Raw genomic sequence first — 17,025 nt, forward strand, 5'->3', positions numbered from 1 at the left:
TCTCGAAAAAGCGATTGAGCTTGTACCAGCGCTCGTCACCGGTCTTGAGCCAGGCTATCTCCAACGCGAAGAGCAGCCAGGACATACCGATGGTCAGTGGCGTCCAGAGAATGTGCATGGTGGTGATCCAGGCAAAATCCAGACGACTGAGCAGCACCGGCAGGCTATTTTCAATGATCATGATAGGTACCCCCCAGGTTACTTTTAACTTTTAGCTAGTTGAATGCTCTACAAAAACTTCCCGATCCCATACGAGCAATCGCTGTGCCACATCCTTACCGAGCGCAAGGGGCTGTAAAATCATCACATGCTGATATTCTGGCGGAGTATCGTGGTCAAAAGCACCGTTGCATTGGTTGAAAAGCCCCGTCAGACGTCAAATAACCCAATATAAACATATATCAAGACCACGACATCGTTTTATTTTACCGGTGTCTCCAGGCTCTCGATGAAGGCAACGTCCCGACTTTTTCTTGCCCCTCAGCTTTGCCTCACCTAAGCTCAAGAAGACTCGTCCGGCAGCGCCGGTCGCGTCATCCCTGGGGCAGGAAGAGGTGAAGCATGACGCAGCACAGTTTGGTGGACCTTGCCGTCTGGCAGGATTTGCGGGGACAGGCGGCGGCGTGGCACGGTCGCCATCTCAAGGATCTCTTCCGCGAAGATCCGCAGCGCGCAGAGCGCTATGGGGTCGAGGCCTGCGGGCTGTACTTCGATTTTTCCAAGAACTGGCTGGATGATAGAGTCCTGGCCGGCCTTCTGAAGCTTGCCGAGGAGCGCGGCGTCACCGCGCGGCGCGATGCCATGTTCGCCGGGGAGCACATCAACGCGACCGAGGATCGGGCAGTGATGCATGTGGCCCTGCGCATGCCGCCTTCGGCGCGGTGCGTGGTGGACGGCAAGGACGTGGTCCCCGAGGTGCAGGCGGTGCTGCAGCGGATGGCGGACTTCAGTACCCGAGTGCGGGAGGGACGCTGGCTTGGCGCCAGCGGCAAGCGGATCCGGACGGTCATCAATATCGGTATCGGCGGTTCGTACCTGGGTCCGGAAATGGCCTACCATGCCCTGCGCCGTTTTTGCCACCCGCAGATCGGTCTGCGCTTCGTCGCCAATGTGGATGCAGCGGCGCTGGAGCGGGCCGTTGCCGATCTCGATCCGGCGGAAACCCTCTTCGTCGTCGCTTCCAAGACCTTCACGACCCTGGAGACCATGACCAACGCTCGGGCAGCTCGGGAGTGGCTGGTCCGCGCCCTGGGTGAGGCAGCCGTGGCCCAGCACTTCGTCGCGGTATCCACCAACACCGAGGCAGTGCGGGCCTTTGGCATGGACACCGAGCACATGTTCGGCTTCTGGGATTGGGTAGGTGGACGGTATTCCATGGATTCGGCCATCGGTCTGTCCACCATGATCGCAGTAGGTGCCGAGGCCTTCACGGAGATGCTTGCCGGCTTCCACGCCATGGACGAGCACTTCCGCAGCGCGCCGCTGCGGCAGAATCTGCCGGTGCTGCATGGCCTCATCTCCCTCTGGTACAACGATTTCTTCGGTGCCCAGAGCCAGGCCGTGCTTCCCTACGCCCAAGATCTCAGCCGTTTTCCCGCCTACCTGCAGCAGTTGCAGATGGAGAGCAATGGTAAGTCCGTAGATATGCACGGCCGAGCCCTGCCGGTGGACAGCGGCATGGTCATCTGGGGAGAGCCCGGGACCGATGGCCAGCATTCCTTTTACCAGTTGCTGCACCAGGGTACGCGTCTCATTCCCTGCGACCTGATCGGCTTTGTGGAACCACTGGCCGATTCCGCCGCGCAGCACGATCTGCTCATGGCCAATCTTATCGCTCAGGCCGAGGCTCTGGCCTTTGGTAAGACGGCCGAGGAGTTGCGGCAGGAGGGCGCGCCCGACGCACAAATACCCTTTCGCGTCTGTCCGGGGAACCGCCCCAGCAACGTCCTCTTGCTGGATGCGCTGACGCCCTACAGTCTGGGGGTGCTGGTGGCCTTCTACGAGCACAGCGTGTTCACTCAGGGCGCCATCTGGGATATCGACTCCTTCGACCAGTGGGGCGTGGAGCTCGGCAAGGTGCTGGCGCTGCGAATCCTGGACGATATCCAGGGCAAGGCGCAGCACCCGCACGACAGTTCCACCCGACAACTCCTCGCCCGTTACCGAGCGGCACGCCGGAACTAGGGATCGGGCAAAACCTCGGGAACGGAACTCGGGAACGGAACTCGGGGCGAGGTTCCGGAGCCACAAGCCTGGGTTCGGCGAGATGACCGGCCGCCCGGGATCTGCCCTGGCTCCTCGTGATCCGGGAACTTTTGCACGGCTTCGCCCTTCCAAGGGACATTCCGACAAGCCGAATGTGCCGCACAACCATGAAGCCATCCTTGCCCGTTTTGGGCCTTGCCACGCTTTTTTCCGCACAGATCGCCCTGGGGGGCGTGCCGCCCCTGCCCAGCCCACCACCGCCACCACCCATGCCTGCTCCGCAGATTTCGGGGGTGCAGGCGGCGGTGCTGTTGGATGTGCAGACCGATCAGGTGCTCATGGACGAGCACGGCGACCGGCCCCTCAACCCCTCGGGGCTGGTGAAGCTGATGACGGCCTATCTGCTCTTGCAGGCCGAGCACCAAGGCCTGGTGCGGCCGGAGCAGTCTGTGCAGGTGTCCGATCGCGCCTGGCACGCCCAGGGCTCAAGGATGTTCATCCAGCCAGGTCTGCCCGTCACCGTGGCACAATTGGAGCGGGGCCTGCTCATCGACGGTGGCAACGACGCCGCCATTGCGATCGCTCAGGTTGTGGCGGGCAGCATCTCGGGTTTCGTGGATCTCATGAACCGCGACGCCGCCGAAATGGGCCTGAAGCAGACCCATTTTGCCAATCCGGACGGTCTGCCCGCCCCCGATCAACGCAGTACCGCCCTGGACATGGCGCGTCTGGCGCGGATCCTGATCGAGCATTATCCTTCGGTGCTACAGGTGGCGGGGCAGCCCAAGTACACCTACAACCACATCACCCAGTACAACTATAACCCTCTGGCCGGGGAGAAAGGCATCAATGGCCTGGGGGTAGGGCTTGCGGCCACCAATCACTGGGATCTCGCCGTGAGCGCCAACCGTGACGGCCGGACACTGGTGGCCGTGATTCTGGGCGCGGCCTCCCGCAGTGCCGCTGGCAGCGATGCCAGTGCCATGCTGCACTACGGCTTTCACGGCTGGCGGGTACACACCGTTTACGCAGCCGGGGCGCAAGTGGGGGAGATACGCCACCTGACCTGGAGCCCCGAAACCCTCGAGGTGACGACGCCCAAGGCCGTAGAGGTAGCCGTGCCGCAAGGTGGGATGGGCAAACTGAGCAGCCAGTTCGTGCCGAGCCCGGGGCTGGTCCTGCCCATCCATGCCAAGGAGGTGGTGGGCCAGCTGGAACTGCGTTGGCAGGGGCGCTTGCTGAAAACGGTACCCGTGCAGGCAGCCCGATCCGTGCACGCCGCCGGCCTGGTCACTCGGCTCTGGCATCGTGTCCGGGCTTGGCTGTGAGATCCGTGCCGATCCTGGAGTATTGCTGCGTGCGGGCTGGGGGAGGGCGCTGAGGGATGCACCCGCGCTTGCGCAGACTGCGGCCGTGGCTGCTGTGGGGCCTGCTCTCCATCGTCCCTTTGTTCCTCTTGGTCTTGGCGGGATTGGGTGTGTGGACCTACCGCCTGTGGGAGAGTCTGCCTGCCGTGCATCAGTTGGAGGACTGGCATCCGCAGGAACCGCTACGCATCTATGCCGACAATGGTCAGCTACTGCAGGTCATCGGTCCGCAGTTGCGTTATGCCCTGCCTTTGCAGAAGATCCCCCGCCACCTGCAAGAGGCTTTCATCGCCGCTGAAGATGCCAGTTTCTACAGCCACAACCCCCTCTATTACCCCGTCAGTTTTCCGGGAATTGCGCGCGCTGCCTGGGTCGATCTCACGCATCTGGCACCGGTGCAGGGAGCCAGTACCATCCCGGAGCAAGTGGCCCGGGATTTTTACCTGAGTCCGAAGAAGACGGTGACGCGCAAGGTCGCACAGATCCTGCTGGCCTATAAGCTGGCGGCGCACCTCGGTCGACAGCAGATTCTGGATCTCTATCTGAACAAGATCTACCTTGGTGAAGGCGCCTATGGCGTGCAGGCGGCGGCCAGGACCTACTATGGCAAATCGGTGGACCAGCTGACGCTGGCTGAGATGGCAACCTTGGCGGGCCTGCCGGCAGCGCCCTCGGCCTTCAATCCCATTGCCTCGCCCGCGGCCGCCAAAGCGCGCCGCGATTACGTCCTGCGCCGTATGGCCCGGCTTGGCTTCATCAGCCCAGCCCAGGCGCAGGCCGCCACCGCCATGCCCATCCGTGCCCGCTATCATGCTCCCGCGAGCAATGTCGCTCCCTATGCCACCGATTGGATCCGTCACTGGCTGGAGTCCCATTTCGGTGCCGATTTTACCTACCGCAGCGGCCTGCGCGTCTACACCAGTATCGATCCGGCGGATCAGCGTGCCGCCGACCGCGACCTGGCGATCGGGCTGGAGAACTACGCCATGGGGCTGGACAGCATGGATCCCAAGGCTTGGCATGGCCCCATCGCCCAGCTGCACGGGGCGGCACTGACGGCGGCGCTGCACGGTCAGCGGCCGTCCCTGCTGCCAGAGCACGATCCCGCCAATCTCCGCTGGGCGGTGGTGGTGAGGGCCTCAGCCCGGGGTGCGGAGCTCTCTCTGCAGGGACGACGACCCGTGCACCTGACGCTGCGCGATGTGCGTTGGGTGCGATTGCCTCCCGGCGGTCAGGCGCCGCAGGCCGTGGATCAGGTCCTGCAACGGGGCGATCTGGTCTGGCTGCGCCGCTATGTGGCCGCAGCCACGGCGGGTACAGGCAATCCGGTCTGGGGCAGCAAGGTCTGGCATCCGGTACCCCACGGCGGCTGGCAGCTGACTCAGATTCCGCACGTACAGGGCGCGCTGGTGTCCCTCGATAGCCACAGTGGGGGCATCCTTGCCCTGGTGGGCGGCTTCAGCTACGAACTGAGTCACTTCGATCGCGCTCTCTATGCCTACCGACAGCCGGGCTCGGGCTTCAAGCCCTTTGTCTATGCCTCGGCCATAGACGCACCGAGTCTGTTGGCCAGCGGTCACAAGGGCTACTATACGCCGGTATCGCTCATTGCCGACACCCCGCTCATCATCCATCTTGCGGACGGGCAGATCTACGCGCCCACCAACTATAGCCGGACCTTTTCCAAGACGCCTTTCCCCATCTGGGAGGACTTGGCGGATTCCCACAATGTGCCCAGCGTCCGGTTGCTCATGGATGTCGGCATACCTTATGCGCGCGCCTATGTGGAGCGCTTTGGTATTCCGGCCAGGCAGATTCCCGCCAGCCCATCCATGGTCCTGGGTTCCGGCGACTTCACGCCCTTGCAGATCGCGCGGGGCTACGCGGTTTTCTCCAGCGGTGGCTTCCTGCCCCATCCCTACCTGATCCGCAAGATCCTGACGCGCAACGGTACGCAGGTCTCTCTGCTGGACTGTCCCCTGGGTTACCGGCCGCCATCCAAAGAGACGGTCATCCCGCCCGGCGTGGCCTATCTGCTCACCCGCATGATGGAGCGAGTGATCCGCGAGGGCACCGGTGTGGCCGCGCAGATCCTGCATCGTCACGATCTGGCCGGCAAGACGGGCACCACCAACCACGAGGACAATGCCTGGTTCAATGGCTACAACCCGGACATCACGACCTCCGTCTGGGTGGGCTACGACGACAACCACAGCATGGGGACCTGGGCGGCTGGCGCGCGCGAGGCGCTGCCCATCTGGATCCGCTACATGCACACCGCACTTGCGCCCTATCCGGACATCGGCTTCTTCCAGCCGCCGGACGTGGTGACGGCCCGCTACGATCCCAAGACCGGTACCTTGGTGTCGGCGAAGGATCCCCAGCGTGGCAGCAAGATCGGCTACTTTCTGGCGGGTTACCTGCCGCCCTCGGCCAAGGCCCAGCGGCGGTCGGAGCTGCGCAGCTTCATCCACGCTTTGATGCACATCTTCTAGGAGGTCTTTCTTGACCGATCCCCGTGGGGAGTATTCCTCCCCCCACCCCCCCAAAGTCTCTTCTCGCACTCGCGAGCTCCTCGCCGTTGTACTCGTTCTGGTGCTCTTCGCGCTCGCCTATGTGCTCATTCACGCCTGGCTGGTACAGGTCCCGGATCGTCCGGACCCGCACCCCTTACACGTCATGTCACGGTCACGCTGAGACCTTTTCCCCCAGGATTCGGGCGAGCACGGCGTAGATGGCGGGCATCACCAGCAGTACCAGCGGGATCTCGAAAACCAGACCGGCGATGATGGCGACGGCCAGGGGCGCCTGCATCTGGGCACCGGCACCGATTCCCAGAGCCAGCGGCAGCAGCGCCAGGATGGCGATGAGTGCGGTCATCAGCACCGGGCGCAGGCGGACCTGTCCGGCACGGACGAGTTCTTCGCGACTATCGTTACGCAGTTCGGCGAAGTAGAAGATCGCAGTTTCGGTGACGATGCCGACGATCATGGTCATGCCGATCATGGCCGTCAGGTTGCGTTCGATGCCCGTCAGCCACAAGCCGATGAAGGTAGCCCCCAAGGCCAGCAGATCGGTGGCGAGGATGGCCAGGACCACGGAAAAGCGTTCGTACAGAAAAAGTAGGAGCAGAGCTACCAGGAGAATCGCCGCCAGCAGTACCAGAGCCAGCTGTTGCATGGCGCGCTGCTGCTCGGCGTAGAGACCGCCGTAGACGATCTGCACGCCGGCGGGTAGCGTCAAGCCGTGCATGGCTTTTTTCACATCGGCCATGGTGCTGCCCAGGCTGCGTCCCTCGATGCGGGCGGTCACCGCCACCATGGGTTTGAGGTTTTCCGAGTGCAGTTCCGCCTGACCCGCTGCTACGCCGATGTCGGCGACGTCCCGCAGCTGAAAATAGTGGCCGTCCGGCGCCAGGATGGGCAGGCGCTCGAGGTCGTGGATGCGCTGCCAGAGAGCATGAGGGCCACGTACGCGGATGCCGATGGTCTCTTCGGGCAAGGGAATGCGGCTGGCGACCTTACCGTCCATGAGCACCTGCAGCTGGCTCGTGATCTGTCCCGGTGACATGCCCTGGATGGCCGCACGCACGGGGTCGATGCGGATATCGACACCGTCCCCCACCACCGTCACGCCATCGAAGATCTCCGTGACCCCCGGCACCTTGGCGATGGCTCCGGCGACCTTGGGTGCCGTACGTTCCAGGACCTTGGGATCGCTGCCGAAGAGCTTGATCTCGATGGGCTGCGGCACGGCGGTGAGATCGCCGATGAGGTCCTCCATGAGTTGGCCCGTCTCCACGCGCAGACCGGGTACGCGGTCGTGGATCTCCTGGCGCAGAGCCGCCATGATCTGCCAGATGTCACGCTGTCGGTGATCCTTGAGTCGGATGAAGAAATCGCCGGTGTTGGCCTCGGTGAGTCCACCGCCCAGTTGCAGACCGGTGCGCCGCGAATAGCTCGCCACCTCCGGGGTGTGGGCGAGGATCTCCTGAACCTGATTCAGCAGGCGGTCGGTCTCGGCCAGAGATGTGCCGGGCGGGGCAGTATAGTCGAGGACGAATCCGCCCTCGTCCATCTGGGGCATGAAGCCGCTGCCCACCTGACTGTAGGCGAAGAGGGAAAGCGCCAAGAGCACACCCACGGCGGGTAGGAGCAGTATGGGACGCTGCAGCAAAGCGCCGACCGTCCGCCGATACCAACGCCCCAGCGCCTGCTGGAAGCGCCCCTCGTGTTCCACCGCCTCGGCGTCGCGCTGGCGCAGCAGGAGTTCCGCCAGGAGGGGTACGGCGATGAAAGCCACCAGAAAGGACACCACCAGGGCCGAGGCGATGGCGATGGCAAGTGCCTGGAAAAAGGCGCCGGAAACTCCGGAGAGGAAGGCCAGGGGCGTAAAGATGACGATCGTGGCTGCAGAGGAACCGGCGAGGGGCCGTGCAAGCTCCAGCGCCGTCGGCAGGATGGGCAAAGGTCGCCCTGCCTCGCTGAAGCGGTGCATCAGGTGCTCCAGCATCACCACGGCATCGTCGATGATCAGCCCCACTGCCGCCGCCATGCCGCCCAGCGTCATGATGTTGAAGCTCATGTGGAAGACATAAAGCATGAGCACGCTGGCCAGCAGCACGGCGGGCAGAGTGATGGCAACGATGAAGGTCAGGCGCAGGTTGCGCAGGAAGGCGAGAAGCACCAGGGCAGCCAGCACGGCGCCGATGAGGATGGCATCCCGAACGCTGCCGGCGGCGGCGGTGATGAGCTGGCTCTGGTCGTACCAAGTGTGGATCCGCACCCCCGGGGGTACCCGTAGATCGGGAGATGCCAGGGTCGCGCGCAGGGCACGGTCGATGGCGACGGTATTGCCGCCGATCTGCTGGCGGATATTGAGGAGCACGGCATTCTGGCCATTGGCGGTGACGGTGGTCCACTGAGGCACGGTGCCCGGCTCGATACGTGCGACATCGCCCAGGTTCACCACGCCGTTGGGGCCGCTTTTGAGGACGATGGCGGCGATGGCCTTGGCGTTGCGCACCGGGCTCTCGCTGAGGATTTGATAGAGGCGGTAGTGGCGCTGCAGACGACCCACGGCGGTGATGACGTTGCCTTCGGCGAGGGCTCGTTCTACATCGCTGGGGCTCAGGCCGTAAGCCTGCAGGCGCATCGGGTCCACCACTACCTGATACTCACGCTGCGCTCCCCCCTGTACGTCGACCCCGGCTACGCCTTTCAGGGCCAGGAGGCGTGGACGCAGGCTGTAGTAGGCCCAGTGCCGCAACTCCACGGGACTCAGGCTGTGGGAGGTGAGGGAAAGGCCCAGCACCGGGAACACCGTCGGATCCATGCGCTGAGCATGGAAACTTGTCTCCGGCGGCAGCTTGGGCAAGACCTGATTGATGGCTGCCTCCGCCTGCAGGAGGGCCTCGTTCATGGGCGCGCCCCAGGCGAACTGGACGGAGATCTCGGCGGCACCGCGGCTCGTCGTGGCGCGGATCTTTTCCACACCGGGGACACCGCGCAGGGCTTGTTCCAGCGGCAGGGTCAGGGCCGTCTGGGTCTCCGCGATGGGCATGTTGCCGCTGTCGGCGGAGACCACGATGCGGGGGAAGGTGATCTGCGGAAAGAGCGCGACGGGCAGGCGCAAAGCGGTGAAAGCGCCGCCCAGGACCAGCAGCACCAGCAAAAAAAGTAGGGACCGGCGATGCTGGAGGAGCCACTCGCCAAGGGACGCCGTTCTCATGAGCCCGCACCCGATGTACGCAGCCGCATGTGCTCGTGCAGCTCGTAATTACCCAAGGTGACCACTTGTTCGCCGGCCTTCAGGCCTTGCCGCACGCCCAGCCAGCGGCCCGCCCGCGGGCCCAACTCGAGCCAGCGCCGCTGCGCCCGGCCGTCTACCGCGATGAAGGCGTAGGGTCGACCATCCTGGCGCAGGACGGCGCTGTCGGGCACGGCCAGCATATGCACCGTGTGCAGACGAATCTCCGCCTCTACCATGCTGCCGGGCAGGAAGGGACTGTCCGCAGGCAGGCTTACCACCGCCTGGGCCAGGTGGGTGCGCGGGTCCACCTGAGCATAGATCTCCCGGATCTTGCCCGCGACCACGGCGCTGCCCCGCTGCAGGCTGCGCACGCGCACGGGGTCACCCACCCGCACGGCGGCCAGGTCCTCTGCTTCGATGCCCAGCAGCACCCGCATCCGCCGCCCCTTCTGTACCTGCATCAAGGCCTGTCCGGCGGGGATGAGGTCCCCGGCCTTGGCGAAGACCTGGGTGATGACACCGCTGCCCGTGGCGCGCAAGACCCCGCCCTGCAGGGGAGCCAGACGCGTCGCCAGGGCCCGATAGTCTGCCGCCGCCTTGTCGCGATTCTGGCGAGCCGTGGCCAGCTGGGCATTGGTGGCCAATTGTCGGGAGAGCAGGGACTCGGTGCGGCGCAGGTCCTCTTCGGCAAAGTGCAGATTGATGCGGGCCTGCTCCAGCATCTGCCGATCGTTGCTGGAGGGATTCAGGCGCAACAGGATCTCACCTTGGTGGATCTCTTGCCCCGGCGCCACCAAGACCTGCTGGATGAGGGCCTCGGCCTGCAGGCTCAGGGTCTGAGCCCCCTGGGGGTCGAATTCCACCGTCCCGTAGGCGCGCAGATTCTCGTGCAGATCGCGCTCGCTGACGGTCTGCAGCTGTACCTGGGCCGAGACTTCGGCGGCTACCTCCGGGGCGACTCCCAGCAACAGGACAGGTGCGAGGGCCAGAAACAGGAATAAAAACGGGACGGGTCGATGGCGGCGATGGGTCATGGCGTCTTCCAGGTGGACCAAGGGGAGCCGACGGCAAGCTCCAAAGCGACCTCCTGCTCGGCGAAGCTCTGCTCCAGAGACGCCAATTGCAGGGATTTGCTCAGAGCCTGACTGCGCAGGGTTTCGTAATCGAGGAGGGTGACATTGCCCTCGTTCAGGGCAGCACCGAGGCGCTGGGCCTCCGCCTGCAGGGCGGGAACCTGCTCCCGTAGCAGCGCTATCTCGCGCCGCAGACGGTGCAGGTCTGCCACCAGGGCGTGGATGTCGGCGCGGGTCTGGAAGAGGCGCGCGCTGTATTCGGCGTGCAGTTTGGCCCGCGTGGCCTCGGCTTCGGCAATCACTCCCCGATTGGCGTTGAAAAGCGGCAGACTGAGACTGACGTTGGGCCCCCAGGTCTGGACATTGGAAGTATCGGCGGCGCGGGTGAGGCCGATGGACAGACCCGGGTACTGACCCAGGATGGCGCGGCGCAGGCGGGCATCCTGGGCGGCGTAGCCGGCGCGTAGCGCGGCCAGATCCAGACGTTGCTTCTGGGCCAAGGCATCCAACACGGCGCCTGAGGGAATGGCTTCGTGCAGCTGGGGTGGCGCGAGGGCGATGCGCGCGTCGGGGGGCAGCCCGAGGGTCTGCAGGAGTTGTTCCCGGGCTTTGGTGACCTGCCGCGCCAGGGCCAGGGCGCGGTCCTTGCTGTCCACGTAGGCGACGCGTCGCAGGGCGGCGGTGGCCAGGTCCAGATCGCCGCGCGCCAGCTCCTCCCGACTCTGTTCCCAGACTCTGCCCGTGAGACGCGCTGCGTCCTGGGCGATACCTTCCTGCTTTTCCAGATAGTAGAGGCTGCGTGCTTGTAGCCGTGCCTGACCGGCTACCAGCCATTCCTGCCAGGCGACGTGGTAGCGCACCGAGCGGGCGTTATCCTCGGCGGCGCGCCGTTCCAGCGGCCGCGTGAAAAGGCTGCCGATACTCCAGTTCAGGCCGATGTTGTAGGCAGTGAAGAGCTGCCCATCCCCGTTGCTGGGAAAATCGGCAGCCAGGGAGATCTGCGGATCCGGCAAGAGTCCCGCCTGAAAGACCTGCGCCTCGGCCACACCATTGTCCTTGCGCAGAGCCCGCAGATCCGGATTGAGCAGCACGGCGATCTGGGCGACGGCTTCGCCGCTCAGGGGTTTGGCAAAGTCGATTCCCTGGGTCCGCAAGGGAAGCTGCGGCAGCGCTTGGGCCAGCTCCTTATGCAAGGTCGCCGCACTGGCGGGGGCCTTGGCCAGGGGCAGGGGTGTATAGCTGGCGCAGCCGGCGAGGCCGAGGCCCATCAGCAGCAGGGGGAGCAGGCCGCTACCGAGGGCGGCGCGGTGGCCATTGCCTCGGGAGAGCAGCAGCGAGGCACCCGCCCGCGCGGCGCGTGGGCGGATGCCAGGCGCTGCGAGATCACGGGCGCCTTGGACGCTGGGGCTGGGTACACGCTCAGGCATGTGTATTCTCCGGGGGATTGCCGGACCTCATGGGGTGGCGGTAGAGGAGGCGCAGGCCGTGCTGATGGGGTCCGTCCTGCAGCTCCAAGCGGCCGCCCAGACGCGCCGCGGCGGCACGGATGATGGCGAGGCCCAGACCACTGCCTTCCCCTGGGCTCTCGGGCAGGCGAAAGAAGGGGTCGAAGACCCGCTGACGGAGCGCTGCAGGAATGCCCGGACCCTCATCTTCCACGGCGAACTCCAGGCTATCCTTTGCCGCACGCACCGTCAGGGTCACCTGGCTGCCAGGCGGACCGTATTGTAAGGCGTTGTCCAGCGCGTTGGCCAAGAGTGTCTCCAAAGCGATGGGGTCGGCGTAGATGGAGAGATCCGCGGGTGCCTCGAGGCCCAGATCGATCTGCCGTTCTGCCGCGATGGGCTCACGTTCCGCAAGCAGACGGTGTAGCAGGGGCATGAGCGCAAATGTCTGCCAGACCGAGGCACGGGACTCCTGACGCTCAAGACTCAGCAATTGGTCGAGCAGGTGGCGAGCGCGGTCGAGTCCCTTGTCCACCTGTTCCAGACGCTGGCGACTCAGACCGAGGTCCTCCGCATTGCGGGCGTTATCCAACTGCAGGGACAGGGCCGCCAGCGGGGTGCGCAGCTGATGGGCGGCATCGGCGACGAAGCGGCGTTCGCGTTGACGCAGCTCACCGATACGCTGCAGGAGATTGGAGATGGCGTCCAGAAAGGGCCGCAGTTCCAGAGGCACCTGTCGCTGCGGCCAGCGCAATGGCGCTTCCGCGGGCTGCCGCTCGAGATAGTCGGCCATCTCCTGCACCGGTGCCAGCGCTCGACTGACGGACAGCCGCGATACCATGACCAGAAAGGGCAAGAGGATGAGGAAGGGCCAGAGGGTGCGTTCGGCACCGTCCTCTGCCGCTTCCGCACGCAGTTGGGTGGGCTGCAGCACCGCGAGCCCTCCCCCCTCGGGGTCGGGACGAACGAATACCCGCCAACGGCGCTCTCCCAGCTTGAGGGTGTGAAAGCCCGAGCCTAGGGACGCGGGCAAGGGATGTGGTGCGTGCGCGTCTCCCAGACGCTCCACCAGCAGGCGGTTGTCCCGGTCGATATCACCGTACAGGCGCTCCGGACTTGGCGTGGAGGCGGCTGCCAGGGAGACGTAGCGGGCCGTCTGGGCCAGAGCACTGTCCTGCATTTCCTGAGCATCGCGGTAGGCGAGCAGATAAGACGCTGCCGCCGCCAGGATGCCGGCACCCAGAATCCAGGTGAAGAGCGCCCAGGACAGGCGGCGACGCAGTGAAAAATCGCCGGTGTCGGCGCCAGCCCGCCGATGCCGACGCTCCATCACGCGCGCCGCTCCACCAGCCAGCCCGCCCCGCGGATATTTTTGATGGCGTCGGCACCGAGCTTGCGCCGCAGGCTGTGGATGAGAAAGTCGATGCTGTTGCTCTCCACTTCTTCGCCCCAGGGATAGAGCCGAGTTTCCAGCTCCTGGCGGCTGAAGATGACCCCAGGGCGGGCCAAGAGAGTCGAAAGCAGCGCGAACTCCCGCTGTCCCAGATGCTGGCGTCGGTCCTCGGCACCTTCCCGCCAGGCCTCCAGGCTTGTCGGGTCCAGATGAATCTTGCCGTTGCTGAGGATGACCTGGCCACCGCCGCCTTGACGCCGCTGCAGTACCCTGAGGCGGGCCAGCAGCTCACTGCTGGCAAAGGGTTTGACGAGGTAGTCGTCGGCACCGCTGTCCAGTCCCTCGATACGCGTTTCCAGTGCATCGCGGGCGCTCAGGATGAGGACGGGCAGGGCACTGCCGCGGGCGCGCAGATCGCGCAGAAGATCCAGGCCCTCGCCATCGGGAAGGCCCAGATCCAAAAGGAGCACCTCGTGTTCGGGTGGGTTCAGGGCCGTCCGCGCCGTCCTGGCATTGCGCAGCCAGTCGACGGCGTGACCGCCCTCACGCAGGGCGATGACCAAGGCTTCGCCCAACATGGCATCGTCTTCGATCAACAAAAGCCGCATGAACTCCCACCCACCTATGGATTATCTTCACCGCGGCAAGGATGGACCTCAGTCCTTGCCGTCGTCCACGGAGTTTTCCAGCACCTTGCCGGTCACGGCATCGACGCCAACCTCGTGCACGACCTTACCCTTGCGGATATCGAAAGAATAGCGCAGGCCGCTGCCACCTGCCTCCTTCTCCAGCTCGACATCCTCGATCTGCCCGGGGAAGGTCTTCAGGGCAATGGCCTTGGCCTCTTCCACGGAGACCTTGGCCTCCTTGCTGAACTGCTCGCCCTTGAAGGCCATGGCCGTACCGCTGGCCACGAGGCTGGCGAGAAAAAGTCCCACGATAAGTTGTTTCTTCATGATAGACTCCTGCAATATCGAGAACGCCCCATGCGTCCACGAGAGCCAGTCTGCCGCTGAAGTCTTAGCGCAAAATTAGCGCCGCGAACCCGGGAAACATATCCCGCCCGACTCCAAGTAGCCATGGCTCGGAGGGTCGGGCGGTTCGAGATGCTCGTCCGTCCGACGGCAGAGCTTGGAGCCGTATCGTGGGATGGTGATTTTTACGGTAATGCCGCGCATTTCTGATTACCGCATATCCGGATACCAAGCAGTCTATTCTCCTCTCCTTACGAGCGAAAAATAAAACCTAATGTAAACTTACGGTAAAAGCTTTACTGGAAACTGTCATGATTCTGTAAAAAAAGTTTCATCATATTGTCACAATGCTCTGCTAGCCTACGCGCTTCGGTGTGCTCTTTATTCCTCTGAAGACTCGGCAAGGAGCTTTTATGTCTATGCATCGGACGGTGAGTATTTCGGTCTATCTGGCGCTTCTGGTAGCGCCATCGGTCTGGGCGGCGGATAATTCGACGGACGGCGGAGCGACGGCAGCAACAAGCAGTGCGTCGAATCCATCGGGCGGTTCGGTGCATGTGGGAGAAGTGAGTGCGAGTTCCAATACTGTGGAACAGAAGCGTACCCAGTTTGATTCCGGTGTGCTCAGTCCACAAGATATCTTCAAAAGCAGTCAGTCTGTAACTGCGGTAACACCCTCTGAATTACGTCTGTTCAATCCCGGGGCATCCGGTGTGCAGACACTTTCCATCAAGCCTGGAATTCAGATCAATGGCTATAACGCGACCAGCGGTACGGCACGCTCGACCATTTCCATGCGTGGTGTGAAGGTTGGTTGGAACAGTGTGCCTGGCGACCTCGAGACCAATGGTATAACCGCGGAGTTCGATGGCGTCCCGCTCAACAGTCTCATTCAGGGTACCGGATGGCACTCTGTGGAAATCCCTTTGGGTCCCCTCCTTTCTGGCGTCAATGTTCTCTATGGCCCGGGAAACCCACGGGACCGCTGGTACGACAGTATCGGCGGTACGATCAATTTCGTCCCGGTGCAACCCTCTGATCATCCAGAGGCTAGTGTTTCTGCAGGATATGGAAGCGACCAGTCTCAAGTCTACACGGCAATAGCATCTACGGGAGACCACGGCGGCTGGTCGGCGGTTTTAGCCACGGCCTACGCCCATAGCCACAGTTTTCGCATCAGCAACTTCAATACCCCAACTCGCGCCAACCAAGTGTTCTTGAAGTTGCGTAAGACCTTTTCCTTGGGAAGCTTCAGCGTTGGTGCCTACTGGCAGCGTAACGACGAGTATCGTCCCAACATGATCCCCGTCGATCCCATTCCCGGGGTCACCACCGCTGGTCTCGACCAGAACGCGCCCCTTTACAGCCAGAAGACCAGCGGTTTCTATTCTGCGCTCAACCCTAACGTCTGGTTCAAGAACAATATCATTGAAAACTATCTGGCGTATGCCAAGCTGCAGCTCAAGATCGCGGACAACGTCGAAATGCACGATCTGTTCTGGTACCGACACGGACGCATTCTCCACTATCGCATCAACACCGGTTTTGCCGGTGGCAGCAGTGAGTATTATTATCCCTTCTCCGAGACTTACGGCAACCGGTTGGTCTTCGACGCGAACTTGCCCTACCACAATCGTCTGAGTTTCGGTGGTTATGTGATTAACTCCAACACAGACAATCGGTTCAAGGGCTACAATGCCTTGCAGGGATCGACCATTGCCAATCCCTCTTTCATCAGTTATAACGATTACCGTAATACCTATCTGTCTGCATTCATCCAGGACGAGTTCCGGCCTCTGGAATCGGTGAAGATTGTACCCGGTCTGCAATACGTCCAGTACCAGACCACCTTTACCAACAACAATCTGTCGCAGGCGCTCAATTACCCCAACGCGGGATACAACACCAATCCCAATACCAGCAGAACCTTCGATCGGATCGCGCCCTCCGTGGGCATTACCTATTCCCCACGTCCCTGGTTGACGGCGTATGCCAATTATGCGATGACCTACCAGAACCCGACGGGTGGGAACTTCAACAACGCCCAGACAGACTTGCCGGCTTTGAAGCCGGTGAAGAGTACCGACTATGAGTTAGGGTTGCGTCTGCAGAAGGAGCACTGGCTGGGACTTCAGCGCATCTCCGGTGAGATAAACTACTACAGCGATGTACTCTCGAATGAGACTATACCGGTCTCTCTCGCCAGCAATCCCACGGTGATCACCTTTGGTTACGGCAAGGCGACGCTCAACGGCGTCAATCTGTCCGTGCATGCGGAAATTGATGACAACTGGTCGGCATATGTCAATGCGAGTTACCTGCATGGCTACTACAACAACTATTTTTCAACGACGACCAATCAGTCCTATGATGGTTATCCGGTCACCGATTCGCCCTATCTGACCACGGTGCTGGGTGCAAAGTATCGCACCTATATCTCTGGCAACGGTCTCGAGGTAAACCTCTGGGACCAGTATTACGGACACAGCTATCTCTTTGATAACAATGCCGGTGCTCCCACACGTCAATGGATACCGGGATACAATCTGGTGAACCTGTCCGTGACGCTGCGCAACACCCAGATCCGGCACGTGATCCCGGGAGTGAAAATGGCTACCCTTGCGCTATATCTCACCAACATTCTCAATCGGAAGTACAATGCGACGGAATACGTCACTGCCGGTGGTTATTTCAACGGCAACAGTACCGGCGCGGTGTTGGCCAATCCGGGCGCTCCGCGGGCATTCTTCCTGGATGCACGGCTGACCTTTTGAGCTACTCCGGTCCGTCCCGCCACGAATCCGGGAGCGTCTGACT

Annotated in this window: 12 protein-coding genes; 5 read left to right on the forward strand and 7 right to left on the reverse strand. The window is 62.9% G+C overall.

Annotated elements, in window-relative coordinates; genetic code table 11:
• On the reverse strand, window positions 1–181 hold a 181-nt coding region (locus tag Q0C23_RS00165), incomplete at its 3' end, for a cytochrome ubiquinol oxidase subunit I (protein WP_291510359.1).
• A gap of 380 nt (window positions 182–561) precedes the next feature.
• Here Q0C23_RS00165 and pgi point away from each other — a divergent pair.
• The 4 genes from pgi (at window position 562) to Q0C23_RS00185 (ending at window position 6,269) form a co-directional block, all read left to right on the forward strand.
• A complete protein-coding gene (pgi, locus tag Q0C23_RS00170) occupies window positions 562–2,184 on the forward strand; it encodes a glucose-6-phosphate isomerase (protein WP_291510360.1) in 1,623 nt (540 codons plus the stop codon).
• Window positions 2,185–2,372: 188 nt separating this feature from the next.
• The gene (locus tag Q0C23_RS00175; RefSeq protein WP_291510361.1) at window positions 2,373–3,533 is read left to right on the forward strand and encodes a D-alanyl-D-alanine carboxypeptidase family protein; all 1,161 of its coding nucleotides are present in this window, start codon (window positions 2,373–2,375) and stop codon (window positions 3,531–3,533) included.
• 56 nt (window positions 3,534–3,589) lie between these two features.
• Window positions 3,590–6,067: a penicillin-binding protein 1A gene (locus Q0C23_RS00180; RefSeq protein WP_291510362.1), complete on the forward strand. Its 2,478-nt coding sequence runs from the start codon at window positions 3,590–3,592 to the stop codon at window positions 6,065–6,067.
• Between the two features lie 10 nt (window positions 6,068–6,077).
• Complete coding sequence (locus tag Q0C23_RS00185; protein WP_291510363.1) at window positions 6,078–6,269, forward strand: hypothetical protein; 192 nt, start codon at window positions 6,078–6,080, stop codon at window positions 6,267–6,269.
• Here Q0C23_RS00185 and Q0C23_RS00190 read toward each other — a convergent pair.
• The 6 genes from Q0C23_RS00190 to Q0C23_RS00215 are packed head-to-tail and all read right to left on the reverse strand — an operon-like array spanning window position 6,261 to window position 14,190.
• A complete protein-coding gene (locus Q0C23_RS00190; protein WP_291510364.1) occupies window positions 6,261–9,302 on the reverse strand; it encodes an efflux RND transporter permease subunit in 3,042 nt (1,013 codons plus the stop codon). The two genes, Q0C23_RS00185 and Q0C23_RS00190, sit on opposite strands and share 9 nt — an antisense overlap.
• On the reverse strand, window positions 9,299–10,357 hold the full coding sequence (locus tag Q0C23_RS00195) for an efflux RND transporter periplasmic adaptor subunit (RefSeq protein WP_291510365.1): 1,059 nt from the start codon (window positions 10,355–10,357) through the stop codon (window positions 9,299–9,301). Before Q0C23_RS00195 ends, Q0C23_RS00190 begins: the two co-directional genes overlap by 4 nt.
• Complete coding sequence (locus tag Q0C23_RS00200; RefSeq protein WP_291510366.1) at window positions 10,354–11,823, reverse strand: TolC family protein; 1,470 nt, start codon at window positions 11,821–11,823, stop codon at window positions 10,354–10,356. Before Q0C23_RS00200 ends, Q0C23_RS00195 begins: the two co-directional genes overlap by 4 nt.
• A complete protein-coding gene (locus Q0C23_RS00205) occupies window positions 11,816–13,171 on the reverse strand; it encodes an ATP-binding protein (RefSeq protein WP_291510396.1) in 1,356 nt (451 codons plus the stop codon). Before Q0C23_RS00205 ends, Q0C23_RS00200 begins: the two co-directional genes overlap by 8 nt.
• Complete coding sequence (locus Q0C23_RS00210; RefSeq protein ID WP_291510367.1) at window positions 13,171–13,842, reverse strand: response regulator; 672 nt, start codon at window positions 13,840–13,842, stop codon at window positions 13,171–13,173. Before Q0C23_RS00210 ends, Q0C23_RS00205 begins: the two co-directional genes overlap by 1 nt.
• Window positions 13,843–13,890: 48 nt before the next feature.
• Window positions 13,891–14,190: a PepSY domain-containing protein gene (locus Q0C23_RS00215; protein ID WP_291510368.1), complete on the reverse strand. Its 300-nt coding sequence runs from the start codon at window positions 14,188–14,190 to the stop codon at window positions 13,891–13,893.
• A gap of 431 nt (window positions 14,191–14,621) precedes the next feature.
• On the opposite strand from Q0C23_RS00215, the gene Q0C23_RS00220 reads away from it, so the two are divergent.
• The gene (locus Q0C23_RS00220) at window positions 14,622–16,982 is read left to right on the forward strand and encodes a TonB-dependent receptor (RefSeq protein ID WP_291510369.1); all 2,361 of its coding nucleotides are present in this window, start codon (window positions 14,622–14,624) and stop codon (window positions 16,980–16,982) included.
• Window positions 16,983–17,025: the final 43 nt, after the last annotated feature.

This window comes from Acidithiobacillus sp. (genome assembly GCF_023256195.1).
Taxonomy (GTDB): domain Bacteria; phylum Pseudomonadota; class Gammaproteobacteria; order Acidithiobacillales; family Acidithiobacillaceae; genus Acidithiobacillus_A.

What these genes read in the sequence shown, in the direction of transcription:
- pgi (WP_291510360.1), top strand. Translation starts at nt 562, where the DNA reads ATGACGCAGCACAGTTTGGTGGACCTTGCCGTCTGGCAGGATTTGCGG.
- Q0C23_RS00175 (WP_291510361.1), top strand. Translation starts at nt 2,373, where the DNA reads ATGAAGCCATCCTTGCCCGTTTTGGGCCTTGCCACGCTTTTTTCCGCA.
- Q0C23_RS00180 (WP_291510362.1), top strand. Translation starts at nt 3,590, where the DNA reads ATGCACCCGCGCTTGCGCAGACTGCGGCCGTGGCTGCTGTGGGGCCTG.
- Q0C23_RS00190 (WP_291510364.1), bottom strand. Translation starts at nt 9,302, where the DNA reads ATGAGAACGGCGTCCCTTGGCGAGTGGCTCCTCCAGCATCGCCGGTCC.
- Q0C23_RS00195 (WP_291510365.1), bottom strand. Translation starts at nt 10,357, where the DNA reads ATGACCCATCGCCGCCATCGACCCGTCCCGTTTTTATTCCTGTTTCTG.
- Q0C23_RS00200 (WP_291510366.1), bottom strand. Translation starts at nt 11,823, where the DNA reads ATGCCTGAGCGTGTACCCAGCCCCAGCGTCCAAGGCGCCCGTGATCTC.
- Q0C23_RS00205 (WP_291510396.1), bottom strand. Translation starts at nt 13,171, where the DNA reads ATGGAGCGTCGGCATCGGCGGGCTGGCGCCGACACCGGCGATTTTTCA.
- Q0C23_RS00210 (WP_291510367.1), bottom strand. Translation starts at nt 13,842, where the DNA reads ATGCGGCTTTTGTTGATCGAAGACGATGCCATGTTGGGCGAAGCCTTG.
- Q0C23_RS00215 (WP_291510368.1), bottom strand. Translation starts at nt 14,190, where the DNA reads ATGAAGAAACAACTTATCGTGGGACTTTTTCTCGCCAGCCTCGTGGCC.
- Q0C23_RS00220 (WP_291510369.1), top strand. Translation starts at nt 14,622, where the DNA reads ATGTCTATGCATCGGACGGTGAGTATTTCGGTCTATCTGGCGCTTCTG.